Raw genomic sequence first — 11,928 nt, 5'->3', positions numbered from 1 at the left:
CATCCTTTCTGAAATCTACAGAACTCAACAGGCAATCCTATCTGGCTGCCACCAATTGGCTGATTAAATCTTCCACTAAAGTAAGACCGCCCCTAAATCCTGTATACCCTTTATTAAGCACGACACGATTACTTACCGGAAAGGCTACGGATAAAAATCCTGCCCCTAATTTTTCTGCCAGACTTCTTTCAATACCGCTTCCCACTACAAAAGCTGCATTGAATGCATCATAGTATTTCTGATTGTTATTATTAGGCCAGGTTTTACGAAGTTCATTTAAAATTGCCCCAGCATGTTCCTCAAATATTACTGTTGGTTTTGTTTCAGAAGTAAGACTATTAAATTTCGATAAGTATTCTTCTCTGTCATTAACATCATCAATATCATTAATAGCCGTAAGGTGGGGTATCCAACCTAAATCATTGGCCAGGAATCTGGTTAATGAAAATGCATAATAGCTGTCTGCTGCAATCAGAGCATATCTTTGGAAATCCATGTCTGAATAAATATCCACAATTCTTTCAAAAAAAGAATAATACTCTTTTCTTTCCTCCCGGATTACTTTATCAATGGATGCCTTATCAATCTTTAACTCCTTACCCACCCGGTATAAAAATTCTTCTGTACCTGTAGGTCCCACCGGTACATCAACAGATATAAAAGGTATATTATGTAACTCTTGAAATAACTTAGCAGGGGCAACTCCTGCCTGGCCTGAAAACAAAAGGTTTAGAACAGCCTTTCCGTATTGCCTGATAGAAGCAATACTTTCTCCCGTTCCAAAAAAGGTATTTGCTTTTACTCCGATTTTACTTAGGAGAAGTACTATTTCATCCAGATTACCTCTGTAAAATACATCATGGCCGGGAACCACCCCTAAAATATTGACTACTTTTTCTTCCTTCTCCTCAGAAGCTTCAATTACTTCACTAATAATGGCATTAAGAACGGCATCATAGCCCTGAAAGGTATTCCCTAGGAAACCCGGTGTATTGGCTCCGATTACATTTCTATCCCTGAAACGTCTTGCTACATTTACCGCATCATCACCAATAATTTCTACCTGACATCCGGTCACAACAATAAATAAATCTCCATCCAGTATTTCAAGTGAATTCTCTATTTGTTCTTCCAGTCTTTCTTCTCCGCCGAATACGATATGATTCTCTGATATATTCGTCGTAGGTATCATAGTACCGCCGCAATATCCGGTGCCACGGTATCCTGAGGCTAAATTATAGGTACCGGATAAAGCTGCGGCGCAACCTCCTGATGCGTGTACAATGGGTACCACCCTTGGTATTCCTGCAATTGTTGTAAGTGCTCCTCCAAGAGCACAAGAAAATTTTGCCCTCTCAATAAATTCCGCCAAAATAAAACCTCCCTTTCCATTTCGATTAATCCCATTATGAGCTTTCTTATATTCCATTTATGTCATCATGTATTTAGACTTTAGTACCGATTCGTCTATTTTTAGATTCCGGCTTTAGCACCTCCCGCTATAACACCTGTTTCCAGTTCAAGGAGCTGATTTCCCCAGTCAGAGGCCCATTGTCGTAATGTAACCGTATCCATAGGATTGGGTATATCAGATTTGTCATGTTCTGCTATTCTTTCTGCAAGTTCCGTATAAATACCTGCCTGTGCTGAATCCGGTGCTGCTTCTATGGTTGTTTTACCTTGTAACTCACTTTGGGTAACGGTAACACTACGGGGAACATATTGCATAATCTTGGTTCCGGTTCTTGTAGCAAAATCATCTATAATATTCTTTGCATAAGGCTGATTAATGGAATTGGCAATTATTCCTCCAAGCAATGCTCCTCCGCTGGTAGAGTATTTATGAATTCCCTTAAATAAGTTGTTAGAAGCATATACACTCATAAAATCCGCTGATGATACCGTAAATACATGTTCTGCTATTCCTTCCCTAATGGGAACTGCAAATCCTCCGCAGACAACATCTCCCAATACATCATAAATTACAATATCTAAATCCAAATCTTCAAAAACATGCTGCTGCTTAAATAATTGTACCGCCGTAATAATACCTCTTCCGGCGCAGCCTACACCCGGTGCCGGCCCCCCTGCCTCCACACAGTAAACGCCGTTAAATCCTTCAAAAATCACATCATTTGCTTTTACCGCAGCTCTTTCTCTCAGAGTATCTAATACGGTGGGAATGTATTCGCCGTTTCTCAATGTATTGGTGGAATCACTTTTGGGGTCACAACCAAACTGCATTACCTTATAACCCAGCTTTGATAACGCTGCACTTATATTGGAGGTTGTTGTTGATTTCCCAATTCCTCCTTTTCCATAAATAGCGATTTGTTTTACTTTCTTAGCCATCTCTTACTCCATGCATACCTGATATGGATGCCGCCACATAAAGTCGTCGAAAGAATTGTTTGTGGCTTTCCTTTCTTGTATTATTTTCTTTCAACATGGTACAAATAACGAATCATGCTTATACTACTTACATAATATTTTTTCAATATTAACGAAACGCAGTTATAGCTTATGAAACTTTTTTAACTCTCTTTCTGTTCTTCTTTTTAATCAACAGATAACTTTAAAACTATAGCCAAAAATGGTTTTGTAATTCTATCTTTCTTAAGGATGAGCGGACATAATCTGGTCTAAGGCATCTGTAACAAATCCTTTGTAAGTGATTACTATAAAATTGTTTTTTAAAGCCATTTTTTCTGCTCCCTGGCCAATCTGATACACCAGTATATACATACAGTCTTCTATAGTAGTTAAAACTTCTTCTATACCACTTTTTGTATGGATTCCTCCCCGGCAGGGCGGAGTCACTAAACGCTGCTCTATAAATCGGTAGTTCTCATTATCAACTTCAATAATTATAAATTTGCTGCAATGACCGAAATGATCCGTTACTACTTTTCCATCCTTTGATGCAACTGCAATTCGATAACCCAATACATCCCTCCTGCTATTAACCATGGGAAAAAGTTTCCCTTATCTTTATTTTTCCTTTATAAAGCTGCCCGGCTACATCCAATACACCAGGAATTCCAACTGCATCTGCCCGGCATCTTTGACAATGTCTGAATACATCTATATACTCCCCTGCCTCTCTTCTGGCACCATCAATATCACCGCATCCCGGTTCTTTCAAGTGTCTGAATTTATACTGTGGAATCAAAGGAATTATGTTATACATAGATGCACCGGCTGCTTTTACAGTCCTTGCTACCTCTTTTATGTGCTCTTTGTTAATTTCATTGATTAAAACGGTGTTAACCTTTATGGCAGTACCGGCAGCCGCCATTTTTTTAATTCCTTCCAACTGGTTAAAAATAAGCAGCTCAGCAGCTTTTGTTCCCCTTATGTATGTTCCATGGTATACAATTCCCGATACAATTTTTTCAAGAATTTCTGGTGCTACTGCATTCACTGTTACAGTTAAACTGTCTATGCCCACATCTATAAGCTCCTGTGCCCTCTCATTTAGCAAAAGACCGTTTGTACTCATACATCTTAGAAGATGGGGATGGGTATTCTTAATTAATTTAAAGGTTTCTACTGCATGATCTGAGGCCAGAGTATCTCCCGGTCCAGCAATTCCTGCTACTGTAATTTCCGGACAGATTTTTAATGCTTCCTCTAAAATAGCTATAGCCTCTCCCGGTTCTAGTATAGAGGCTGTAACACCCGGACGTTTCTCATAATCATTTATCTTTCTGTCACAAAAATTGCACTGAATATTACATCTCTGGCATACAGGCAAATGAATTCTGCCGGTATTAGGTAAACTACCAAAGCAAGGATGCAATTTTTTCACATCTCTTTCCATAAGACACCTCTTAAAATAAAAGTTATAGTTATGGGTTACAATTTAAGAACTATTCTGCTGCCGGATAGGATAACCATTCATTTTTTACTGTTTATAAGCAAAAGATTATAAAGCAAAAGGCTTAAGAAAAACACAATGTGTTTTTCTTAAGCCTCCAGTTATCCGGTCAACTTAATCAAAGATTATTTCATTCTCACCTTTTCATTTTTCTCAATCTGTACGATTCGTCCATCCTGCACTATAATTGTTATTGAACCAAACTGTATGGATTCAATAAATTCAATTATTGTTTGTAGATCTTTTCCATTTACACTGTTTCTTTTCATGGAAATGTCTTTTTTTACCTCCACTCACCTATCACCTCTCATACAGAAAATTATTCATTTCTATTGGAAAAGATATAAAATATTTTTCTTTTTTGATAGTATATCCTTTAATTCCCACTTTGTCAATAAGTTTAATATGATTAATTATTTATTTATAAATAATATACGTTAATATATAAAAAACCACAGACTCCAACCTGTGGTTAAGATGATGTATTCTAATTTATTCGGCATTCCAAAGGCATAGAATCTTCCCATATTTTTAGTGGAGTACACCTCGTGTCATTCCAAGAGAAAATTTTTTAAACCCCAATTTTTCATAATAAGGCTCTAACGCTTCCACACAGAGTAACTGCGGAATTACCCGTTTCTGTTCACAATATTGCTGAGAAAAAAGCAAGGCCTGTTATTTTGAAACCCTTCAGTCTATAAAATCTTCCGCTACAAATGAATTGTTCTTTAGCCCATGATAATAATTGCCTTTTTGAGAAGTAAATTTTAAGACGCAATAATCTTCGGTATTTACTCCATCAGGATAATAGATTTCAAAGCCTTCCCGCCAAAGCATTGTTTTATGCTCCAGGTCCGTTAAGACTTGTATTGTACCGATAAGCATCAAACCCTTAAACTCTGCCTCCTTGCAAAAATAAATACAGGCATTGGGATTTTTTAAAAATTGCTGGGTTCTTTTCGCGGAAAGATTAGTTGAAAAATAATGGGTAAACAAGTCATCATGCTGTAAGGATAGCACGGCTTTTGTGTTTGGAAAACCAGCTTCATCAATTGAAGAAACATATACGATTTTCGCAGATTCAACCAGGTCGGCAATTTCATTTTTTAATAGGTTTGTCATTTTATTCACTCGCTTTCTGTAAGATTTTTTAAAATTTTATTTAGTAATATTTCAAATTGAATAATCTTGTTATCGGTAAAACCCTTGTAAAATATTTCGTTCATCTGCATAGACACACGGTTGTATTTAACACTTAGCAGCTTCGCCTTTTCAGTCAAAACTATGTTTATCTGCCTGCGGTCCGTCTCGCTGTACCTGCGATAGATAAGAGCTGCTTTCTCTAAACGGTCTAGCATACTTGTAAGGGTGGTCTTTGCAAGGCCGGTTTTCTTTGACAGTTCTGCTATTGGTATCGAATCCTTTTGCCAAAGCACATATAAAATTCTTCCTTGGGCACCATTAAATTCTTCAATACCTGCCTGGTTAAGTAATTTTTCAAAAATCCTTCCTTGTATCTGTTTTATTTGAGAAATAAGAAATCCTCCATTTGTTTTTTCCAACATGTTAATCCTCCTATACGGTATATTACTATATAGGACTAAATTTGTTAACTTCTTATTCCATGTATGGTTTTGCGAATCTTTTTTTATAAGCACCATTTTTCTTAAGATTGAAATCCCAATAGTAGTTTATTAATCCGGTTAATGAAAATATAGAAAATAATAATTGGGTACCTTTTGATAGATATTCAGCTTTTTCATACTCTTTTTTCAATGTTAAATCCATAATTCCTTTGCTGGCATAGGTTCTACCTACTAACTCCATTTGATCAAAGAACTTTTTGTTAGCTTTTTCTGGTTTCATCTGAATGCCTTCTACACCGCCTTTTATAATTGTTCCATCGAAGGACACCCCCAGCCTTTTGGTTATTAGCTCAAGATAAGGTCTCAAATAGTACGACTGACTAGTCTCCGGAAATCCGGACTGAACTAAAAACGCCATATGCACCTCTTTATTGTTTATAGGTTTTAGCTGTTCAAAAAATTTCATTACTGAACCCGGCATAGCATGAATATAAAGGGGAAACACAAATAAGTTATTCTCATTGGAACTGAACTTCTCAGCCCATATTTTATGTTCCTTAATATTTATCAGGTTCCTTACCTCTATATTTTCTACTCCCTGTGCTTTCATTCCCATAATTATCTTTTCAATAATCAGCTTACTGTTAGAATGATTCCCTCTTGGAGATCCATTATAAATCACCCATTTACCATTTGCCTTTCTTTCCAGAACTTCTTTTGACAGAACCTCATCCATAGGTTTTGTAGTTTCCAGGTCAGCTGTTTGTACCTTTTCATTTTCATACAATAGTTCTTTACAAGTGCTGTGAAAATGGTATGCTGTCCGAGCAAGATAACTCCTTATGACTTTCACTTCCTCATTACATAACCCACTTTTTTCAAAATAGAAGTTAATAAGGGGATATTTATCATATCTTTTCAAATGACCACATTCACCATTTCTTAATTTAATATAAGGTAAATAATGTAGTATTAATCTATCCAGAAATGTTTTTCCCTTGCCATCAATAAATCCATTTTCTGTATGAAAAAGAATAACCACTTCATCACTATTTATATAGTCCTTATACAATTTATAAGCTTCATCCTTCAAAGCACATTTTCCAGGGCTCTTCCACCAACAACTCCAACAGCCTATACAATCCTTTATCTCGGTATCAATGGAGTTATAGATAATTACCTCAGTTTCTTTATTCTTTTCCCTGTAACAATTCTTAATTTCTTGAGCCAATAATTCATTTTTCATATTTTTCCCTAAATCAAAAATCGCTATCTTCATGACTCCTCCTCAATCCTTTTTAAATAATCTTCAAACCACTTTATAATAAAGCTGGAATATGCAAGGCCAAACTCAAGAGCATCATTTTCATATTTTGCCGGCTTGAAGGTTTCTAAAGATAACCCCATTTCCTCAAGCCGAAGCCTTCCCTCATCTCTAATATGAATCAGATCTTGGTGCATATCTCTAAAATACTTAATATGGGTGCTAATAGATACCAACCGTTCATCTTTGGTTAGCTCATTGAAGAAAAGCATCTTTAGTAGTTGTGTGGACTTATACTTATCAGGACCCAAATCTTGTCTCATCAACTTGCTAAATCTCTCTCTTCCAGAATCAGTAATGCTATAAAACTTTTTTATCCTGTTATTCTTAACTTCTTCTTTTGAATTTATATATCCATTCTTCTCAAGTTTCACTAAGGCTGGATGTATTGCGCCTTGACTTGTACTTGCAAAATATTCGGTGCTTCTTTCCATCCCCTTTTTAATGTCGTATAAGGTGAGTGGATAATTATAAGATAAAAATCCTAAAATAATCAACTCTATCATCCAATTACTCCTTTATTAATATATTATGATGTGTCGTTTAGACATATCATTTGTATTATAATACTACTTCTATTTCTATATTTTGTCAAGGATATTTTTATTATTAATTTAGTATTTTTTGAACCTCACCCTTTGTTAAGAAAATATCAACATAATAGTCCAGTTAGTTTACTATAATATAATAACCTTATTTTTATCGGAGTCAGAGAATGCACTTATTTTATCCATACTTAGGCTATAAAGAAGAATGTCAGAAGGTTCCAATTCAATTTCCACCCCAGCACCAGCCAATACAGCCTGGGTTGGAAACACTGATGGTTCCTCCCCCGATCTTTGACAACCCCAATTATATCGGCACCGGAAAGTTAAAAGATAAAGTAGTTATAATTACCGGTGGAGACAGTGGAATAGGAAGAGCGGTTTCACTAGCATTTGCAAAAGAGGGTGCAGACCTGTGTATCATTTATTACAACGAACACGAAGATGCAATGATAACCAAGTCATACATAGAAGAACAAGGTAGAAGGTGTCTTTTATTTGCAGGGGATGTGCGGGACGAAGCCTTTTGCAGGAATGCTGTAGAAAGTTGCGTTTCGAAACTGGGGGGTATTGATGTACTGGTAAATAATGCTGGTGTTCAATTTCCTCAAACCAGTATTGAGGACATTACCATGGAGCAGATGGAGACTACTTTCCAGATTAACTTTTTTGGCATCTTTCTGATGACGAAACTAGTCCTTCCCTATTTAACTTGCGGTAGTACCATCATCAATACCACTTCCATAACTGCATATGTGGGAAATGATCTATTGATCGATTACTCCAGTACAAAAGGTGCCATCGTCAGCTTTACACGTGCCATGGCACATTCCCTTGTATCAAAAGGTATCCGGGTGAACGCCGTAGCTCCCGGTCCCATCTGGACACCGCTTCAACCGGCTAGTTATCCGGCAGAATACATTAAAACCTTTGGCTCCGATACTCCAATGAAGAGAGCAGGTCAACCCGTTGAGCTTGGCCCCACCTATGTATACCTTGCTTCTGAAGATTCTTCTTTTGTTACAGGTCAGGTTCTTCATGTGGATGGCGGGCAGTCGATGCAATCATAAATACTTTAAAGATTTAATAGGCACTAAAAACCTGAATTTTCTTGTTTGAATTCAGATTTATGGCTGACTATTAATTTTTATGGAAGCTATATATTATTAGTGAGACATTTAAAATAGAGCTGGACATTAAAATAGAAGGCTAGTCATTAGTTGGCTAGCCTCCTATTTGATTTTACCCCTGTTTTTTCAGATGCCTATCTATTAATTCTTACCGCCGTATCCCTTATATGTAGCGTAAACTGCATCAGCATATTGATTTGCCAGAATAGGGCGGCCATAAGAATCTGTAGCTCCCGGATACCAGTAATCTCCTCCGTTATAGTGCAATAAACCGTTATATATGTTGCCGAACTTAATAATCTTTTCATCTAAAATCATTGCGCCCATACATACCTGATCTTGTTCACTGCTATGATTATAAGTACGACCAAATTTTGAACTGAATTGAGATAAATAAGCATTACGTGTATTTGGTTCTACCTGCATCAATCCGTCGCCGGCTGACGGACTACCTGGCAAGCCTGCTCCAAAGCTGCTTTCCTTTTTAATAACAGCACACAGCAATAAAGCAAAATCTCCGCCTTTACCAAATTTATTGTCCACATTTATTGTATAAGTCCATATGTTGCTTGGAACTTCGGAAGGCTTTGTTACTGAAGGAGCTGGTGAACCGATATAAATCTTAACCGATGACATTTTATCATTTACAGCGCTGCCAACCCAGGAAGAACTTGAAGTATATGTCCATTTTGTTCCACCAAAATTATCATGCTCATATACTTCAACTGTCCAGCCGCTGGGAACCTTAAGAGAGGACATCCAGTCGTTTGGAATTCCTTTTGCATTCAGCTGAGACAGTGTATAATTGCCTACTCCAAGTGTTATTGCCGTTCCACCATAGTTTATATCTGCATAAAATGTCACTCCGCTTGTTATTGGTGGTGTAGTTCCGCTGCCTCCTTTCTCCCATAAAGCAGGAACATTGGATGGTTCCCAACCCTGGAGGGAAGTATGTGCCTGACGACAGGTATAAGTACTTCCACTGTATGTTACTGTATCATTTACTGCATATGCAGTATTTGGAGCCCATGCTCCTCTAGCGGCTGCGCTTACCGGTAAGGCTACGCAAAATGTGGATATGAATAATGTTAAGATTATCATAAGTGACAGGGCTTTAAAAGAAAACTTTTTATTAGTCATTTCCAGACCTCCTTGTATTTATTTATCTGTGGCTCACCCATGATTCCAGCCACAGGTTTACGGTACTAATTCAATGTATCAAAGTAGGCACGGTAATTATTTGTAAACTCGTAATTGTTCTGAGCATCCCAATTTACTGACCAGGACATTAGGCCTTTGAATCCGGAATAGCCGGAAGCATTCTGAAGTTGGTATGTTCCACCATAGGGTGTTCCTTTAATCAGGTAATCCAATGCTTTCTTCATTTCTGCAGGATTGATGTATCCTCCGCTGGGAGCAGCACCTGCAGCAGCCGGTAAACCGATTATTACCTGATCCTGCCTCAGTGCAGGGAACATATTGCCTGAATTGTTTGCAACAGGAAAGCCTTTCAGAAGCATTTCCGCCATTGCTACTTCAAAATCTGCTGTTCCCTGGTTATAAGTTCTGCCGTCCAGAGCTGCATTTCCACCGCAATTATAGTGCTGTACATGGATATAGGTAAGCTTATCCTTTAATCCGTAAATAATAGGCAGATAGGCACCCCAAGGTCCCCCATATGCTGTTATACCACCTTGCACATAAGCTACTTCTGGAGCCATACTTAAAGTGAAGCTTGAACCATATCTTGCAGTGATATCTTTCATTGCTTCAATCAGATTTACTATTGTTGGAGTTGTGGGGTTTTTGAAATCTGTATCACCGCCGCCTAAAAATATACCGGTTTCAATATCAATATCTACACCGCTAAATCCATATTTATCTATGGTTGAAATAAGTGAATTTATAAATCTTGTTTTAGCTGCACCATCAGGCAGATTTAAAGCTCCATTTTGTCCTCCTAATGACAGCACTACCTTTTTACCCAAGCCTTTAAGATATGAGACATCAGAGGAGAAGGAAGTATCCGTAGCATTAAATGGTGTAAATGAAACGGTTCCATCACCTGCTATATCGGCAAAAGCTACGTTAATGACATCCCACTTGGTTGATACGTTCCTGAGTGCCATAACCGGAGTTAACCCATTATCAAAGTTGTGCCAGTAGCCAACAAGCAGATTTTTGCCAGTAGGTGATGTTGTGGAAATTGTATAAGTAGCTGAGGCTATGACTGAATTGCCCATTCCCGATACCATAGCAATTGCCTTTATTGTCATGTTACTTTCAACAGATATTGCACCTGTATATTGTGGTGAGGATGAAGTAGGTGTAGAACCATCGGTAGTATACCTTATGACAGCACCGTTCGTTATACATGAGATAGTTACGGTCTGTGGGGATGTATACGTTCCGCCTGCAGGACTGAAAATAGGTGTTGCCGCCTGTTCCGGTGCACTGCCGCTTTGTTCCCATAAAGCAGGAATATTGGATGGTTCCCAACCAGCAAGGGAAGTATGTGCCTGAAGGCAGGTATAAGTGCTTCCATTATATGTTACTGTATCACCTGCTGCATATGCAGTATCTGGAGCCCATGCGCCTCTGCCGGCTGCACTTACCGGTATTGCCGTGAACAGATTCCACAGTAAAGCAAGCATTACTAATAATACCAGTGATTTTGTTACGGATTTTTTCTTTAAAACATTCATGAAATATCCCCCTTATTTTAATTTGTTTTAAATATTTTAGATCTCTAAAAGCTTAGTCATCCTTTATATCCAGAATATGTAATTAGTATAATTTATTCAACAGATTATTTTTTATACATCTTTAAAAGCTTCACTTTATCAAAATACAGGAATATCCAAGTACAACATGCCATGACCCTCTCAGATTTTTTACATGAGCCTCCTTATCATCAACCATCACCTGAACAACGGTATCTCCCAGACAAACGATGAATTTCGGTTGTATGGTTTTTATTTGTTGGATAAGAAATGGTTTACTGAAAGCTCTCAATTCTTCTTTGTTATATTGGCGAAGGGGTCTGCATTTTAAAAGATAAGTTAAATAGATGTCACTTTCAGGACTTCTTTTTTTATATACAAATGAATGAGCATAAAAAAGTGTCTTCGGCACATCAGCTCCCCTAGCCCCTCATTCATGAGGGGAATCTGGGGGTTTCTTTTTTTGTCATTCTGTTTCATAATAGTCATATGAATATATTACAGAAGATTTTCAATGACAATTATGAAATAATTAAATATTCTCTTCATCCTCGCCATGTTGTTATGGAAAACATTGAAAAGATGATTAACTGCGGCGATCCTTCCTTTGGCGGTGCCATGTACGGCTGTTCCCATTGTGGTGAACTTAAATTCGTTCCGTTTCGCTGTCACTCCAAGTTTTGCCCTACCTGTGGCAACAAGTACTCCAACGACCGCTCTACCATGATGTCTTTTAAGCT

14 protein-coding genes are annotated in these 11,928 nt (G+C 37.6%); 2 read left to right on the top strand and 12 right to left on the bottom strand.

Annotated elements, in window-relative coordinates; genetic code table 11:
• Positions 1–37 precede the first annotated feature (37 nt).
• From BM183_RS12645 to BM183_RS12600, 9 genes are all read right to left on the bottom strand, one after another.
• Positions 38–1,372, bottom strand: a complete 1,335-nt coding sequence (locus BM183_RS12645; protein ID WP_091687296.1) for a nitrogenase component 1 — start codon at positions 1,370–1,372, stop codon at positions 38–40.
• 101 nt (positions 1,373–1,473) lie between these two features.
• Positions 1,474–2,352, bottom strand: coding sequence for a nitrogenase iron protein (gene nifH / locus BM183_RS12640; RefSeq protein WP_091687240.1), 879 nt, complete (start codon positions 2,350–2,352; stop codon positions 1,474–1,476).
• Between the two features lie 264 nt (positions 2,353–2,616).
• Positions 2,617–2,946 (bottom strand): NifB/NifX family molybdenum-iron cluster-binding protein, encoded by a 330-nt coding sequence (locus BM183_RS12635; RefSeq protein ID WP_170848000.1) that lies wholly within the window; start codon positions 2,944–2,946, stop codon positions 2,617–2,619.
• A gap of 16 nt (positions 2,947–2,962) precedes the next feature.
• Positions 2,963–3,823, bottom strand: coding sequence for a radical SAM protein (locus BM183_RS12630; protein ID WP_091687238.1), 861 nt, complete (start codon positions 3,821–3,823; stop codon positions 2,963–2,965).
• 182 nt (positions 3,824–4,005) lie between these two features.
• Positions 4,006–4,173 carry a YezD family protein gene (locus BM183_RS12625; RefSeq protein ID WP_242960987.1) on the bottom strand — a complete coding sequence of 56 codons (168 nt, stop codon included), beginning with the start codon at positions 4,171–4,173 and terminating at the stop codon, positions 4,006–4,008.
• A 397-nt stretch (positions 4,174–4,570) separates the two neighbouring features.
• Complete coding sequence (locus BM183_RS12615; RefSeq protein WP_091687237.1) at positions 4,571–5,002, bottom strand: pyridoxamine 5'-phosphate oxidase family protein; 432 nt, start codon at positions 5,000–5,002, stop codon at positions 4,571–4,573.
• Positions 5,003–5,007: 5 nt separating this feature from the next.
• On the bottom strand, positions 5,008–5,445 hold the full coding sequence (locus BM183_RS12610) for a MarR family transcriptional regulator (protein ID WP_091687236.1): 438 nt from the start codon (positions 5,443–5,445) through the stop codon (positions 5,008–5,010).
• 52 nt (positions 5,446–5,497) lie between these two features.
• Positions 5,498–6,745 carry a flavodoxin family protein gene (locus BM183_RS12605; RefSeq protein ID WP_091687235.1) on the bottom strand — a complete coding sequence of 416 codons (1,248 nt, stop codon included), beginning with the start codon at positions 6,743–6,745 and terminating at the stop codon, positions 5,498–5,500.
• A complete protein-coding gene (locus BM183_RS12600) occupies positions 6,742–7,287 on the bottom strand; it encodes a PadR family transcriptional regulator (protein ID WP_170847999.1) in 546 nt (181 codons plus the stop codon). Before BM183_RS12600 ends, BM183_RS12605 begins: the two co-directional genes overlap by 4 nt.
• A gap of 218 nt (positions 7,288–7,505) precedes the next feature.
• Between BM183_RS12600 and BM183_RS12595 the strand changes: the two genes are divergently transcribed.
• Positions 7,506–8,405 (top strand): SDR family oxidoreductase, encoded by a 900-nt coding sequence (locus BM183_RS12595; RefSeq protein WP_091687233.1) that lies wholly within the window; start codon positions 7,506–7,508, stop codon positions 8,403–8,405.
• A gap of 201 nt (positions 8,406–8,606) precedes the next feature.
• Here the strand turns inward: BM183_RS12595 and BM183_RS12590 are convergent, their stop codons facing one another.
• From BM183_RS12590 to BM183_RS12580, 3 genes are all read right to left on the bottom strand, one after another.
• Positions 8,607–9,605: a carbohydrate-binding protein gene (locus BM183_RS12590; protein ID WP_091687232.1), complete on the bottom strand. Its 999-nt coding sequence runs from the start codon at positions 9,603–9,605 to the stop codon at positions 8,607–8,609.
• Positions 9,606–9,670: 65 nt separating this feature from the next.
• Positions 9,671–11,170, bottom strand: a complete 1,500-nt coding sequence (locus tag BM183_RS21400; protein WP_091687231.1) for a chitinase — start codon at positions 11,168–11,170, stop codon at positions 9,671–9,673.
• Positions 11,171–11,300: 130 nt separating this feature from the next.
• A complete protein-coding gene (locus BM183_RS12580) occupies positions 11,301–11,600 on the bottom strand; it encodes a uracil-DNA glycosylase family protein (protein WP_242960985.1) in 300 nt (99 codons plus the stop codon).
• Between the two features lie 77 nt (positions 11,601–11,677).
• Here BM183_RS12580 and BM183_RS12575 point away from each other — a divergent pair.
• A partial coding sequence (locus BM183_RS12575) for a transposase zinc-binding domain-containing protein (RefSeq protein ID WP_170847998.1) occupies positions 11,678–11,928 on the top strand: 251 nt, incomplete at its 3' end.

Source organism: Anaerocolumna aminovalerica, from assembly GCF_900115365.1.
Lineage (GTDB): Bacteria > Bacillota > Clostridia > Lachnospirales > Lachnospiraceae > Anaerocolumna > Anaerocolumna aminovalerica.
This window is presented reverse-complemented; position numbering and strand designations above follow the sequence as displayed.